Below are 15,024 nucleotides of genomic sequence, written 5' to 3' on the forward strand. Positions count from 1 at the left end.
AGGCCGTGGCGGCCATGTGAGGGCGTGAACCCCCGTCACTCCGTAACGGTGACGGTCATGTGCTCGGAAACGCTCCACCGGCCGTCGGCGCGACCGACGACATAACTGACCCGGACCATTCCGGGCGCGGGCCAGGGCAGGTGGAAGAGGGTGCTCACCCCCACCGCGGTGGCGACGACAAGCCGGGAGTCGATCAGTGAGGTGCGCAGGATTCCCGTGTCCCAGCGCAGGCGCACCTCGTCCCCGGCGGACATGCCCACGTACGGGCCGACGCGCACGACGAGCCGCGCCACGCCGTCGTGTGCGGCGATCGCGCCGTCTCTCGCCCCGTCCACCTCGGGCGGCGCGAGCGGCTGTTCGTCCATCCTTCAGGACCTCCAACAGACGCCGTCATCCGTCCGCCGGGCGGCGGCGGACCGGCCCCGGGGCCATCGTCCCCTGCCCGGCCGATCCGTACACGTCCTGTTTGCCCTGAGTTCAGCCTCTCGTAAGCATGGGAATCGGTGGCGTGGTGCGGTCGAAGGCCGGCCCGACCCGGCCTCCGTGGCTACCGGGAGGCGAGCGCCTTCGTCTCGCGCTCCAGCTGACGCCGCTCCCTCCCCTTCGGGTGGCGGACGACGACACCGGCCATGCCGCCCGTTCCGGTGATGCGGAGCAGAGGGGCGTCCGGGGCGTGGTCGGGGGTGGTCCTGTCCTTGACGCCGCCGAGGCCGGGCTCGATGCCGCTGGTCTCGGCGGCCCAGTCGTCGGGTATGACGACCGTGACGCCCGCCATCTGGCCATGGACTTCGAGATCGACGGCTCGCGCCGGGCATTCCGCCCGGGTGAGATCGAGGACGACGCCGCCCATGCCCCCATGGGCGGTCACGCGCGCCGGGACCTGCCAGCGGCCCTTGCGGACGACACCGTGCAGACCGCCCTTGAGGACCAGCGGACGGTCCTCCACGAGCTCCCGCCCCGTCCCCACTATGCCCCGGAGACCCGCGCCCTGGAGGTCGGCCGTCAGGGCGGCCAGATCGCCATGGGTCTTCGCGTTGAGCGCCTGTTCGAGCCGTTCGTCCAGCTCGTGGAAGTCGATACGGCCCTCGGCCGCGGCCTGCTGAAGGCGCTGGACGACCGCCTCGCGGTCGGTGTGGGACGCGCGCTGTTCGCCCCAAGGAGCGGCTTCCGGGAACCCTGATGTCATGGGCAAGAGCCTACGGACGCCACCTGCCCGGCCGCCCCGGGGAAGTCCCTGGGGAGACCCTGATCCCACCCCTACGGGACGCGTCCGCCGTAGAGTCCGTCATGGTCCGCCACAGAGCGAGTGCGCCGGAGCCGCGGTCCGGAGGGGGAGCCATGGCAAGGATCCACAGCGATTTACTCCGCGCGCTGCCCATCACGCTGGAGGAGCACGCCACACGCCGGGGCGGCAACACCGCCTACGAGGACGCGCGGCGGAGCGTGACCTACCGGGAGTTGGAGCGGCGCACCGCCCGGCTGGCGGGCCATCTCCAGCGGCTGGGCGTACGACGCGGCGACCGGGTGGCGATCCACCTGGGCAACCGGGTGGAACTGGTGGAGAGTTGCCTCGCCGTCGTCCGCGCGGGGGCGGTGGGCGTGCTGCTGGACCCCGGCGCGACCGACGCCGAAACGGCCCACCGGCTCCAGGACTGCGACCCCGTGCTCGCCGTCACGGACGCCGCGTCACCCGCGCTCACCGGGTACATCGGGCACGCCGGCCAGGCTCTCCGTACGGTGACCGTGGGCGGCGGGCCGGCCGCGCTCGCGTTCGAGGACCTCGCGACGGACGACCCCGGGATCCCGCCCCGCGACGACCTCGGCCTCGACGAACCCGCCTGGATCCACTACACCTCGGGCACGACCGGGCGGGCCAAAGGCGTGGTGTCCAGCCAGCGTGCCGCGTTGTGGTCAGTGGCGGCGGGATACGTTCCGCTGTGGGGGCTGGGGCCGCGGGACCGTCTACTGTGGCCGTTGCCGATGACCCACGCCTACGCCCATTCGCTGTGTCTGCTGGGTGTGGTGTCGGTGGGGGCGAGCGCCTACCTCCTCGACCGCGGCGCGAGCCCTGCGCACGCCCCGGCCGGACGCCCGTTCACCCTCCTCGCCGGTGTGCCGGCCACATACCGGCTGCTGATGGACGAGACGCGCCGGACGCCCCGACCACCGCTGCCCGGCCTGCGCCTGTGCGTGACCGGGGGCGCGCCCTGCCCCGAGGAGCTGCGCGCGGAGGTCGAGGAACGCCTGGGCGCACCGCTGCTCGACGGCTACGGCAGTACCGAGACGTGCGGGAAGATCGCGATCGTCCCGCTCGCGGCCGCCGCCCCGCCCGACATGCCGAGGCCGCCGACGTCGCCGGTACCGCTGCCCGGCGTCGAAGTACGGCTGACCGACCCGACCACCGGCGAGGACGTCACCGGCGGAGATGAAGGGGAGATCCGCGTCCGCGGCCCGCATCTGATGCTCGGCTATCACAACCGCCCGGACGAGACCGCCCGAGCCCTGGGCGACGGCTGGTACCGCACGGGGGACCTCGGCCGCCGTACCCCGCACGGCGGTCTGCTCGTCACCGGCCGGGTCAAGGAACTCATCATCAGCGGCGGCGAGAACGTCAACCCCGTCGAGGTCGAGAACGTACTGCTGCGCTGTCCCGGTGTGGCCGACGCGGCGGTCGTCGGCGGGCCGCACGACGTCCTGGGGCAGGTGCCCGTGGCGTTCGTGGTCCCCGGCCCGCAAGGGGTGGACCACGAGGCCGTCCGCCGCGCGTGCCGCGAACAGCTGTCGGCGTTCAAGGTGCCCGTCGAGATCCACGAGAGCTCCGCGCTGCCCAGCACCTCCTCCGGCAAGATCGAACGGCGGCTGCTGGAACGGAGATTGGCCGAGCAGACGCCCGACGTACGCGCGACCGCCACCACCGCGCTCCTCGCGCGCCTGCGGCCGCTGCCCGCGTCCGCGCGGTACGAGGCGCTGCTGCGGCTGGTCCTGGACGCCCTGGCCGGGACCGCCGACATACCCGGCACACCCGGCACACCCGGCACACCCGGCACACCCGGAGAAGTGGCGCCGGATCTGCCCTTCACCGCCCTCGCGCTCGACTCCCTCGGGGGCGTACGGCTGCGCGACCGGCTCGGCACGGCGACCGGCCTGACGTTGCCCGCGACGCTGGTGTTCGACCACCCGACGCCCGCCGCCGTCGCGCGAAGCCTGTACACCGCACTCCTCGGCGAGCCCGAATCCGAGCCCGTGACCGAGCCCGTGACCGAGTCCGTGACCGGCACCATGGTGACGCATCATCAGGCTGACCCAATAGCCATCGTCGCGATGGCGTGCCGCTACCCCGGAGCCACGCGCGACGTCACCTCCCCGGAGGACCTGTGGCGGCTGGTGGCGGACGGCACCGACGCGACGTCCGGCTTCCCGTCCGACCGCGGCTGGGACCTGGACGGGATCTTCGACCCCGACCCGGACCGGCTCGGTACGTCCGTCACCCGCCGGGGAGGATTCCTGCGCGGCGCGGCGGACTTCGACGCGGCCCTCTTCGGCATGTCGCCCAGGGCGTCCCTGGCCACCGACCCGCAGCAGCGGCTGTTGCTGGAGGTCTCCTGGGAGCTGCTGGAGCGGGCGGGCATCGACCCGGCCGCCGTGCGCGGCAGTGACACGGGCGTGTTCGTCGGTGTGATGCACGACGACTACGGGGGCCGCCTCCTCCACCGAGGGCCTCACGAGCTGGAGGCGCATCTCGCGCTGGGGTCGGCGGGCAGCGTGGCGTCGGGGCGCATCGCCTATCAGCTGGGGCTGCGCGGGCCCGCCGTGACCGTGGACACCGCCTGTTCGTCGTCGCTGGTGGCGCTGCACTGGGCGGCCCGGGCGCTGCGTTCGGGCGAGTGCGCGCTGGCCGTCGCCGGAGGGGCGACCGTGATGGCCACGCCCGCGCCGTTCGTGGCCTTCAGCAGGCTGCGCGGACTGGCGCCGGACGGCCGGTGCAAGCCGTTCTCCGCGGCCGCCGATGGCACCGGCTGGTCGGAGGGGGTGGGCCTGGTCCTGCTGGAGCGGCTGTCCGACGCCCGGCGCAACGGTCACCCTGTCCTGGCCGTCCTGCGCGGTTCGGCCGTCGCGTCCGACGGCGCCTCCAACGGGCTCACCGCCCCCAGCGGCCCTGCCCAGCAGCAGGTCGTCCTCCGGGCACTGGCCGACGCGGGCCTGTCACCGGCCGACATCGACACCGTCGAGACGCACGGGACGGGCACCGCGCTGGGCGACCCCGTGGAGGCCCGGGCGCTGCTGGCCGTCCATGGGCGCGAACGCCCCCGGGAGCGGCCGCTGTGGCTGGGCGCGCTCAAGTCCGTCATCGGGCACACGCAGGCCGCGGCGGGCGTCGGCGGGGTCATCAAGACCGTCATGGCCATGCGCCACGGGACACTGCCGCGCATCCTGCACTTCGCACAGCGCTCCCCTCACGTGGACTGGTCCTCGGAGCGAGTGCTGCCGCTGTCGGAAGACCGCCCTTGGCTGCCGGTGCCGGGCCGTCCCCGGCGTGCCGGGGTGTCCGCGTTCGGCATCGGCGGGACGAACGCCCACGTCATCCTGGAGGAGGCCGTACCGGAGGGATCCGTCCCGGAGGAGACCGTCCCGGAGGCACAGAAGTTCGTGCCCGCCCTGCTGCTGTCGGGCGCGGACGCCGACGCGGTCCGCGCCCAGAGCCGGCGGATCGCCGGCCTGCTGCGGCGGGATCCCGGGCCGTCCCCGCTGGACGTCGGCTTCTCCCTGGCCACCACCCGCGCCGCGCTCCCCCACCGCGCCGCCGTACCGGCCGGCGACCGTACCGCGCTGCTCGGCGCGCTGGACGGCCTGGCGGCGGGCGTCGTCCGCGCGGGCGTCGTCCAGGCGACCGCCGCGCCCTCGGCGCGGCTCGCCGTGCTCTTTCCCGGCCAGGGGACGCAACACCCGGGCATGGGCCGCGCCTTGCACGACGCGTTCCCCGTCTTCGCCGCCTCCTTCGACTCGCTCTGCGAGCGTTTCGACGAGGCGTTCACAGCCGACCAGAAACTGCCGCCGCTCCGGGACGTGCTGTGGGCGGAGGAGGGCACCTCGGAGGCCCGAGCGGTCCTCGACCGGACGGACGTCGCCCAAGCGGGACTGTTCGCCTTCGAGACGGCCCTGTTCCGGCTGCTGGAGTCCTGGGGTGTACGCGCCGACGTCCTGGCCGGGCACTCCTTGGGGGAGCTGGTCGCGGCCCATGTGGCGGGCGTCCTGACGGAGCACGACGCCGTGGCCCTCGTGGCCGCGCGCGGACGGCTCATGCAGCGGCTTCCGGCGGGCGGTGCCATGGTGGCCCTGGAAGCCTCCGAGGACGAAGTCCTCGCCGAACTCACCGAACTGACCGGGGCGGCGGACCGCGTGGCCGTCGCCGCGGTGAACGCCCCGCGCTCGGTCGTCGTCTCCGGCGCGGATGCGGCAGTGCTCGCCGTCGCGGACCGCTTCACCGCTCGCGGGCGACGTGCCACACGGCTGCGTGTCGCCCACGCCTTCCACTCCCCGCTGATGGAACCCGCGCTCACCGCCTTCGGACAGCTCGCCTCGCACCTCACCTACCACGAGCCCCGCATCCCGGTGCTGTCGGCACTGACCGGGCGCATGGCCGAAGGGGACGACCTGCGCTCGGCCGCCTACTGGGTGCGCCACGCCCGCGAGACCGTACGCTTCGCCGACACGGTGCGCCGGATCGCGCACGACGAACACGCCACCGTCCTCGCGGAACTCGGTCCCGGCGCGCCCCTCACCGCGGCGGCAATGGCCACGTGGGCGGCGGAGAGCGACCGTCCGCCCGTGAGGGAGCCGGTGTTCACCGCCACCATGCGACCCGGAGCCCCGGAACCCGTCACGCTCCTGTCCGCCGTCGCACGACTGCACGTGGAGGGCGTCACGGTCGACTGGCACCGGGTGTACGAGGGCAGCGGCGCCCGGCGCGTCGATCTGCCCACGTACCCGTTCCGGCGGCAGCGCTACTGGCTGCCCGAGAACGCCGCCCCACGGACGACACCCCACGGGGACGATCACGGCCATCCGTTGCTCACCGAGACCGTCACGCTGGCCGGAACGCGACGCCTGCTGTGCACCGGTCGGCTCTCCGGTACGGCCCAGCCGTGGCTGCGCGACCACGCCGTCGCCGGACGCGCGCTCGTGCCCGCGACGGTGTTCACCGAAATGGCCCTGCACGCCGGTGCCGCCTGCGGGCTCGGCGTGCTGGAGGACTTCGTCCTCCTCGCCCCGCTGGACCTGCCCGACACGGACAGCCGGATTCAGCTCCAGGTCGTACTCGACGAACCGGACCCCGACGGCCGCCGCGTGGTGGACGTCCACGCCCGCCCCCACGCGTCGGGCGCGCTCGGCCCCTGGACCCACCACGCGACGGGACGGCTCGGGCCCGTCACGGGAATACGCGACCTGGATGAACGTGGCGAGACCTGGCCGCCGCCAGGGGCCACTCCCGTGGATCTCACCGGCGCCTACGAGCGGCTGGCCGCCGCAGGACACGCCTACGGGGCGGCCTTCCGGGGCGTCACGGCCCTGTGGCGGAGTCGCTCGTCGGAAGATCTGTCGGAAGAGTTGTTCGCCGAGGTGCGGCTGCCCCGGGCGCTGCACTCCGAAGCACGCCGCTACGGCATCCACCCCGCGCTCCTGGACGCGGCACTGCACGCCCCATTGCTCGCCGCCGTGCCAGAGCCCGGGCCCGCCCATGTCCCCTTCGCCTGGCGCGGTACGGCCGTTCACGCGGGCGGTGCCACGGCACTGCGCGTCCATATCCGCACCACGGAAACGGACACGCTCACCGCGCGCCTCACCGACCCGGTGGGCGCACCGGTGGCCCGGGTGGAGTCCTTGACCACGCGCCCGCTGCCGCCGTCCCCGCCGGACGGTGAGGGGGAAGGGGCGCTGTACCGCCCCCACTGGATCGGCCTTCCGGCCGACGGGGGCGGGCTGACGCCGGTCGTGGCGGCACCCGACGACCTGGGGCTGGGCGCCCTCTTCCCCGACACCCCTGTCCCTGTCGATGAAGCCGACGCGACGATCGTCTCGTTGGCCGGCTCACCGACGGTCATCCCGGGCGGGTCGATCGCGGTCACGCATGCCCTGGCCACGCGCGCTCTGCGTCTGCTGCGCGAGCGCCTGGCCCGTCCGGCGGTGCGCGGTGAGCGACTGGTCGTGGTCACGCGCGGAGCCTGCCGTGACGTGTCGGCGGCCACGGTATGGGGCCTGGTGCGGTCCGCGCAGTCGGAGTACCCGGACCGGCTGACGGTCATCGACCTCGACGAGCATCCCGCGTCCGCCGCACTGCTGCCCGCCGCCATCGCCACCGGCGAACCACAACTGGCCCTCCATGAGGGTACGATCCGCGTCCCCCGCCTGGCCCTCACTGCGGACGAATCACGCCCCAACAGCCACAACCTCATGAGCAGCGGCACCGTGCTGATCACCGGCGGCACCGGAGGGCTCGGCGCGCTCCTCGCCCGGCACTTGGCCGACCACCACCAGGTCCGGCATCTCGTCCTTCTCAGCCGCCGTGGCTCACGCCCAGCAGGGGCGGCCGCGCTACGGGCCGCGCTGGAGCGGAGCGGGGCGCGCGTGGACGTACTCGCCTGCGACGTCGCCGATCGCGCTCGGCTGACGGACGTCGTCGCGACGTACGCCACCACCCTCACGGCCGTCGTCCACGCGGCCGGTGTGCTGGACGACGGCGTCCTGGAAGCCCTCACCCCGGAGCGACTGGAGGCGGTACTGCGGCCGAAGGCGGACGCTGCCTGGACCCTCCACGAGGCCACCAAGAACCTGCCGTTGTCGCACTTCGTACTGTTCTCCTCCGCCGCCGGCCTGCTGGGGAACCCGGGGCAGGCCAACTACGCCGCCGCCAACGCCTTTCTCGACGCCCTCGCCCGCCACCGATCCGCCCTCGGCCTCCCGGCGTTGTCCCTCGCCTGGGGGCCGTGGGGCGGGCCGGACGGAATGGCGGCCGCACGGGCCGACCGCCCCGGCGGAGCGGCGGCGGACGGGGTACTGCGGCCGATGCCGCCCGCCCGCGCGCTGGCTCTGTTCGACGCCGCACTGGCCGCGAACGAACCCGTGCTCGCACCACTCCTGATCGCCCCACCGCCCGCCGGCGCGGCCCCCGACCGGGTCCCGCCGCTCCTCCGGGATCTGTGGCGCCCGGCCCGCCCGGCCGCGCACTCCACAACCACAGGTGCCACCGCCACCGACGCGACGGCCATGGCCTGGCGGCATCGGCTCGGGGCGCTGCCGGAGGCCGAGCGGGGGCCCGTGCTGCTGGAGCTGGTCCGTGAGGAGATCGCCGAGGTGCTCGCCCATCCGGACGCGTCGGCCGTGGCATCCGACCGCCCCTTCCCCGAACTGGGCTTCGACTCCCTCACGGGGGTCCTGCTGCGCAACCGCCTGAGCGCGTGCACGGGCCTGCCCCTCGCCCCGGCCGTCATCTTCGACCGGCCCACCGCGCGGGAGCTGGCCGGCCACCTGCACGAGGCGCTGAGGAGCTGAGGAACTGAGCTGAGGAACTGAGGAGCTGAGAAGAGCCGCGGTTCCCCCGGATGGAGCAGCACCGCCCGCGTCCCGGGCCGGGCCGGGGTAGGAAGTAGGAGGTGTTCGGCCTGCCGGGAGGAGCTGTCCGGGATGCAGATCGTGGTCGATCTCAATCGCTGCCAGGGGTACGCCCAGTGCGTGTTCCTCGCTCCGGAGGTGTTCGAGCTGCACGGCGAGGAGGCCCTGCTCTACGTGCCCACCGTGCCGGAGGGTCAGGACGAGCACGTACGGCGGGCCGCGGCGGCCTGCCCGGTGCAGGCCATCGCGGTCGGTGAGCAGGCGGGTGGCGACGCCGGTGTCCGGTGAGCTGAAGGAGGGGCGGATCGTCGTCGTCGGGGCTTCGCTGGCCGGGCTGCGCGCGGCCGAGGCGCTGCGTGACGGGGGGTTCGTGGGCGAGCTGACCCTGGTCGGGGACGAGCCGCGGCGGCCCTACGACCGGCCGCCGCTGTCCAAGCAGGTGCTGCTCGGGAAGGCGGGTGCCCAGGAGTGCGGGCTGCCGGGCCGTCGTGAGCTGGACGCGCGGTGGAAGCTCGGCGTGGCCGCCACCGGGCTCGATTCCACCAGCAAGAGCGTGCTGCTCGCCGACGGTGAGCGGCTGCCCTTCGACCGGTTGCTGATCGCCACCGGGACCCGCGCCCGGCCGTGGCCCAACCCCGACGAGGCCGCCCTGGAGGGGGTCTTCACGGTCCGTACCAGCGACGACTCGGAGCGCCTCGCCGCGGCCCTGGACGCCGGGCCGGGCCGGGTCCTGGTCATCGGCGCCGGGTTCACCGGCTCGGAGGTCGCCTCCGCCTGCCGGGAACGCGGTCTGGAGGTGACCGTCGCCGAGCGCGGCCGGGCGCCCCTGATCGGCGCGCTGGGCGGCACGGTCGGCGACTGGGCGACGAAGCTCCAGCGCGCGCACGGCGTGGACCTGCGCTGCGGCGTCACGGTCACCGCCCTCACCAGCGCGGGCGGGCGGCTCACGGGCGCCGAGTTCTCCGACGGCAGCCGGATCGAGGCCGATGTCGCGGTGGTCTGCCTGGGCGCGGTCCGCAATACCGAGTGGCTGGCCGAATCCGGCCTCGCGGCGGGCCCCCGCGGCGTGGCCTGCGACGCGGGCTGCCGCGTCTTCAACATGTACGGCATCGTCACGGACGACATCTTCGTCGCGGGCGACGTGGCGCGTTTCCCCCATCCGCTCTTCGAATACCAGTTGATCGCCCTGGAGCACTGGGGCAACGCCGTCGCCCAGGCCGAGGTGGCGGCCAACAACATGATCAACCCGGGGCCGCTGCGCCGGCCCCATCTGGCCGTGCCGACGTTCTGGTCCAGCCAGTTCGGCCTCAACATCAAGTCGGTGGGCGTGCCGACCTTCTCCGACCAGGTGGTCCTCGCCCAGGGCTCGCCGGACGAACGCCGTCTGGTCGCCGTCTACGGCTATCGCGGGCGCATCACCGCCGCCGTGACCATCAACCGGGCCAAGTGGCTGGAGCACTACCAGCGGCTGATCGAGACCGCCGCGCCGTTCCCGCCCGGCCCCGGCGCCGCCGACCACGTCCTGGACCACGAACCCGTCCCCTCCGACGTGCCCGACCCCCGGGTGCTCACCCACGGTCCGACGGTCGCCCTCACCGGGCACCTGCCGGACCGCCGCCTGACCCTGATCCGGCCCGCCGGCTGACACCAGGAGCCCGCCCATGCCCTCCGAGACCCTCTTCCGCCGGATCACCGACTACGCCAACCGCCACGACCCTTACCCCCTTTACGCCGAGCTCCGCGAGCACAAGGTGGCGCGGCAGGAGGACGGCAAGTACCTGGTGGGCACCTACCACGAGATCGCCGCGCTGCTCCACGACCCGCGCGTCAGCTCCGACGTGCGCAACCGGACCGAGCCCGACCCGGACCTCCTGCCGCCGGAGGGGCTGCCTCCCGCCTTCATCGGCCGTGACGACCCCGAGCACGACCGCCTCCGCCGCCTGGCCATGCGGCCCTTCGGCCCGCCCCACACCCCCGGCCGGATCGACGCGCTGCGCGGCGACATCACCCGTATCGCCGGGGAACTGGCGGACGAACTCCGGGGCAAGGAGCGCTTCGACCTTGTCGAGGACTTCGCCTTCCCGCTGCCCGTCACCGTCATCTGCGACCTGCTCGGCGTGCCGTCCGAGGACATCCCCCAGGTCCACACCTGGGCGGACACCGTCGTCTCCGGACTCGACTTCACTCCCGGGGAGGACCCCGGGCCGCGCCGGCGCGCCGCGCAGGAGGCGCGGACGGCGATGGGCCTGTACCTCGGCGGGCTCGCCGAGCAGCGACGCCGTCATCCCACCGACGACATGCTCTCCGCCCTGGCCAACGAGAGCGGCCCCGACGGGCGGCTCACCCAGGAGGAGCTGATGGTCACCACCGTCCTGCTCCTGATCGCCGGACACGAGACCACCGTCAACCTCATCACCAACGGCATGCTCACCCTCCTCCGCAACCCCGAGGCCCTCAAACGGCTGCGCGCCGAGCCCGAGCTGATGCCCAGCGCCGTGGAGGAGCTGCTGCGCTTCGAACCCCCCGTGCAGTTCCTGCCGCAGCGCACCCCGCTGGCCGACGTCGAGGTCGCGGGCATCACCATCCCCAAGGGCGTCCCGCTGGTCCTCGTCCTGGCCTCCGGCAGCCGTGACCCGCTGCGCTTCGCGGACGCCGACCGGTTCGTCCCCGACCGCGAGGACAATGTGCACTTCGGTTTCGGCAGCGGCATCCACAACTGCTTCGGCGCGCCCCTGGCCCGCCTGGAGACACAGATCGCCCTCACCACGCTGATCGACCGCCTGGAGAGCCCGCGGCTGCTGGAGGATCCGCCGGAGTACCGCAGCAGCCCCGTCCTGCGCGGCCCGCGCCACCTGCCGCTCGCGCAGGAGGCGCGCTGACCCGGCCCGGTGGCCGGCGCCCGTGCCGCACCCGGCTCAGGTACCGGCCCTGTGGGCGGGGTACCGCCACGACACGGCCACCGCGGTGGCCAGGACGACCGCGCCGGCGATGGCGGCGGTGCGGGTCAGGCCGGTGATGAAGGCGTCCGTGACGGCGTCGGCCAGACCGGGCCGCTGGGCGGCGGGGAGCCGGGGCAGGGTGGCCGCCGCGATGAGGATGTTGTCGGCGGCCGCGTCGCGGACGGGGGGCGGGAGCCCGCTGCCGATGAGGTTGTTCCGGGCGTGGGTGGTGTAGGTGGTGGCCAGGACGGAGCCCTGGACGGCGACTCCCAGTGCCGCCCCGACCTGCCGGGTGGCGTCGTTGATCGCGGAACCCAGGCCCGAGCTGTGGTGGGGAACGGCCCCCATGACGGCCGCGGTCGCCGGGGAGAGTGCCACTCCCGCGCCCAGCCCCGCCAGGGCCTGGAAGACGACGAGATGGCCGTAGCCGGACGTGGTGCCGGTCGTGGCCAGCACGGTGAAGGCGGAGGTGACCAGGACCAGCCCCAGCAGCACGGCCGTCTTCTCGTCGGCGCGGGCGGTCACGGGCTGGGACACCGCGGCACCGGCGGCCAGCGCGGCCGGAAGGGGGAGCGTGTGCAGTCCGGCCTGCCAGGGGGTGTGGCCGAGGACGCCTTGCAGATAGAGGGTCATCACGAACAGGGCGCCCAGGAGGCTGAAGGACATCAGCGCGAGTGTGGCGGCGTTCAGGCCGACGCGTGGGTCGCGCAGCAGGGCGAGCGGCAGCAGCGGGTGGCGGGCGCGATGTTCGTGCAGAAGGAAGGCGAGGAGCAGGGCGGCGGCGAGGCCGTAGCCGGTGAGGACGGGCGGGCTGCCCCAGCCGAGCTGGGGGCTTTCGATGATGGCCGCGACCAGGGCCAGCAGGCCGGTGGCGGCCAGCAGCGCGCCGGGTATGTCGAGCGGGTCGGTCCGTTCGCCGTGGGATTCGGGCACGAGCCACAGGGCCAGGGCGATGGCCGTGGCGGCGAGGGGGATGTTGAGCCAGAAGGCGGCGCGCCAGGAGAACTGTTCGACCAGCCAGCCGCCTACGACCGGGCCGGTCAGGCCGCCGGCCCCGCCGACGGCCGTCCACACGGCGATGGCCCGGCGCCGGAGCGGTGGTTCGGGGAAGAGATGGCAGATCAGGGCGAGGGTGGCGGGCATGAGAAAGGAGGCTCCGGCGCCTGTGACGCAGCGCGAGACGATGACCTGCCAGGGGGCCGGGGCGAGGGCGCCGAGGGCGGACGCGATGCCGCAGACCGCGAGGCCGGTGACGAAGGAGCGTCTGCGGCCGACACGGTCGGTGATGGCTCCCGTCGTCAGCACGGTACCGCCCAGGACCAGCGCGTATCCGTCGACGATCCAGTGCAGTGCGGTGACGCCGGGCTCGAGGTCGTCCTCCAGGCTGGGCAGCGCGACGTTGAGGACGGTCAGGTCGAGGCCCAGCAGGAACAGCCCCAGGCAGACCACGAGCGTGGCCGCCCAGCGACGGCCGAGCGGGAGCGGCACGGCCCGCCGTGCGGGAGGCGATGCCTCCATCGGGGACGTGCCGGGCGTGGTCATGGGCGGGCGGTCGTGCCGAGGAGGGCGAGGACGCGGGAGGCGAGGTCGTCGATGCTGTCGGCGTTGACGACCTCCATGGTGGGGATCTCGTGGGCCAGTTCGCTCTGGAGGCTGACAACCAGTTCGGTGGCCATGAGGGAGTCCATGCCGAGCGCGTCCAGGCCGCGTGTGCGGTCGACGCGTTCGGGGGCGCGCTGGGTGACGCGGGCGACGAGGGTGACGAGCAGGTCGGCGAGCGCGTCCTTGGTGAGGTCCCGGCCGCCGTCGGCCAGGAGCCGGCGGGCTTCGCCGCCCTGACCGCCGGTTGGCCGCTCGGGCAGGAGTCCGCCGAACCGCGGTGTGCGCAGGCCCGGCAGGATCGCGGCCATGCGCCCGAAGTCGAAGTGGGCCACCTGCGCGACGCCGGGGCCGCCCTCGGGGCGGGTCAGGAGGTCCTCGAGGGCGGCAAGGATCTGGCTGGTGGTCATGGGGGCGAGCCCCATGCGGTCCAGCACCTCGACGACCTCGTCCACGGCCGCCATTCCGACCTCTCCGGAGAGCCCCCAGCCGACGGCCAGTCCGGGGAGCCCGGCCGCCCGGCGCGCGCGGGCGACCCCCTCCAGGACGAGGTTGCCCGCGGCGTAGGCGGCCTGGGCGCGGAGGCCGACGGTGGCGGAGGCGGAGGAGTGGACGACGAAGAAGTCCAGGGGCGCGTCGCGGGTCAGGCGGTCCAGGAGCACGGTGCCGCTCAGCTTCGGCGCGAGGACCGCTTCGACGGCCTCGTCGCTCAGCTCGGCCAGCAGCGCGTCCCTCACCACCATCGCCGAGTGAACGACACCCCGCAGGGGTCGCCCGGTGACGGCGATGCCGTCGAGGACGGCGGTCATGGCGGCCGGGTCGGCCACGTCGGCGGCGTGGACCGTAACGGTGGCGCCCCGTCGGGCCAGGTCGGCGACCAGGTCTTCGGCGCCCGGCGTGGCGGGGCCACGGCGGGAGACGAGGGCGAGGTGGCGGGCTCCCCGGTCGGCGAGGAAACCCGCGGTGGCGGCGCCCAGTCCGGTGAGGCCCCCGGTGATGAGGTAGGTGGCACCTGGGTCGCAGACGAGACGCCGGGGCACTTCGGTGAGGCGCGGCGCGGGGGTGAGGCCGATGACCACTTTGCCGATGTGGTGGGAGCGGCGCAGCAGCGCGAACGCGTCCATGACCTCGTCGGCCGGGTGGAGGTGGTGTGGGAGCGGCCGGTAGATCCCCTGCTGGACGCGGCGGGTGAGTTCGGCGAAGTGCCGTGCCGACAGGGCCGGCTGCCGGCTGAACATCTGGAGGGCGTCGACGGCGTGGAAGGACAGGTTGTTGCGGAAGGCCCGCAGGGGCAGGCGGCCGCCGGTGTGGATGTCGCGCTTGCCGAGTTCGACGCAGCGGCCGCCGGGCCGCAGGATGTCGAGGTTGCGGGCGATGGCCTCGCCCGCGAGGGAGTTGAGGACGACATCGACGCCCTCTCCCCCGGTCAGTTCGAGCACCTGGTCGGCGAAGGCGAGCGTGCGGGAGTCCAGGACGTGGTCGGCGCCCAGCAGGGACAGCAGCGCGCGCTTGGCGGGGCTGCCGGCGGTGGCGATGATCCGGGCGCCGACGTGCCGGCCGTACTGGAGGGCGGCGAGGCCCACTCCGCCGGCGGCGCCGTGCACGAGGAGCGTCTCGCCTTCCCCGAGGCGGGCCAGGTGCTCCAGGGAGTGGTGCACGGTGAAGAAGGCGACCGGCAGGGTCGCCGCCTCGGCGAACGACATCCGGTCCGGGATCCGTCCGGTGCTGGCGGCGGGGACGACGACGTGCGAGGCCAGGGCGCCGGGCGCGCAGGCGAAGACCCGGTCCCCCGCCTTCGCTTCCGTTCCCTCGCCGACGGCGGTGACGACGCCCGCGCACTCCAGGCCCAGGCCGTGTTCGCCGGGGGCGGGGACCTCGG

8 protein-coding genes are annotated in these 15,024 nt (G+C 74.1%); 4 read left to right on the forward strand and 4 right to left on the reverse strand.

Annotated elements, in window-relative coordinates; genetic code table 11:
- Positions 1–35 precede the first annotated feature (35 nt).
- Complete coding sequence (locus tag K6I33_RS07505) at positions 36–365, reverse strand: hypothetical protein (RefSeq protein WP_229349075.1); 330 nt, start codon at positions 363–365, stop codon at positions 36–38.
- A 182-nt stretch (positions 366–547) separates the two neighbouring features.
- On the reverse strand, positions 548–1,186 hold the full coding sequence (locus K6I33_RS07510) for a DUF1707 domain-containing protein (RefSeq protein ID WP_229349077.1): 639 nt from the start codon (positions 1,184–1,186) through the stop codon (positions 548–550).
- A gap of 152 nt (positions 1,187–1,338) precedes the next feature.
- On the opposite strand from K6I33_RS07510, the gene K6I33_RS07515 reads away from it, so the two are divergent.
- From K6I33_RS07515 to K6I33_RS07530, 4 genes are all read left to right on the forward strand, one after another.
- Positions 1,339–8,547 (forward strand): type I polyketide synthase, encoded by a 7,209-nt coding sequence (locus K6I33_RS07515; protein WP_229349079.1) that lies wholly within the window; start codon positions 1,339–1,341, stop codon positions 8,545–8,547.
- A gap of 132 nt (positions 8,548–8,679) precedes the next feature.
- Entirely contained in the window at positions 8,680–8,895 is a 216-nt protein-coding gene (locus tag K6I33_RS07520; RefSeq protein ID WP_229349081.1) for a ferredoxin, read from the forward strand.
- Positions 8,885–10,252 (forward strand): FAD-dependent oxidoreductase, encoded by a 1,368-nt coding sequence (locus K6I33_RS07525; RefSeq protein WP_229349089.1) that lies wholly within the window; start codon positions 8,885–8,887, stop codon positions 10,250–10,252. The genes K6I33_RS07520 and K6I33_RS07525 overlap by 11 nt, the downstream gene beginning before the upstream one ends.
- Positions 10,253–10,268: 16 nt before the next feature.
- Positions 10,269–11,486, forward strand: a complete 1,218-nt coding sequence (locus tag K6I33_RS07530) for a cytochrome P450 (RefSeq protein ID WP_229349083.1) — start codon at positions 10,269–10,271, stop codon at positions 11,484–11,486.
- A 36-nt stretch (positions 11,487–11,522) separates the two neighbouring features.
- Here the strand turns inward: K6I33_RS07530 and K6I33_RS07535 are convergent, their stop codons facing one another.
- Both K6I33_RS07535 and K6I33_RS07540 read right to left on the reverse strand, forming a co-directional pair.
- Positions 11,523–13,088, reverse strand: coding sequence for an MFS transporter (locus tag K6I33_RS07535; RefSeq protein WP_229349085.1), 1,566 nt, complete (start codon positions 13,086–13,088; stop codon positions 11,523–11,525).
- Positions 13,085–15,024: SDR family NAD(P)-dependent oxidoreductase (locus tag K6I33_RS07540; RefSeq protein WP_229349087.1), on the reverse strand; the 1,940-nt coding region annotated here is incomplete at its 5' end. The genes K6I33_RS07535 and K6I33_RS07540, both read right to left, overlap by 4 nt.

The organism is Streptomyces sp. UNOB3_S3, assembly GCF_020740895.1.
GTDB lineage: Bacteria > Actinomycetota > Actinomycetes > Streptomycetales > Streptomycetaceae > Streptomyces.

Excerpts from the sequence above, each read along its gene's own strand:
- K6I33_RS07520 (WP_229349081.1), top strand. The coding sequence starts at position 8,680 with ATGCAGATCGTGGTCGATCTCAATCGCTGCCAGGGGTACGCCCAGTGC.
- K6I33_RS07535 (WP_229349085.1), bottom strand. The coding sequence starts at position 13,088 with ATGACCACGCCCGGCACGTCCCCGATGGAGGCATCGCCTCCCGCACGG.
- K6I33_RS07510 (WP_229349077.1), bottom strand. The coding sequence starts at position 1,186 with ATGACATCAGGGTTCCCGGAAGCCGCTCCTTGGGGCGAACAGCGCGCG.
- K6I33_RS07505 (WP_229349075.1), bottom strand. The coding sequence starts at position 365 with ATGGACGAACAGCCGCTCGCGCCGCCCGAGGTGGACGGGGCGAGAGAC.
- K6I33_RS07515 (WP_229349079.1), top strand. The coding sequence starts at position 1,339 with ATGGCAAGGATCCACAGCGATTTACTCCGCGCGCTGCCCATCACGCTG.
- K6I33_RS07530 (WP_229349083.1), top strand. The coding sequence starts at position 10,269 with ATGCCCTCCGAGACCCTCTTCCGCCGGATCACCGACTACGCCAACCGC.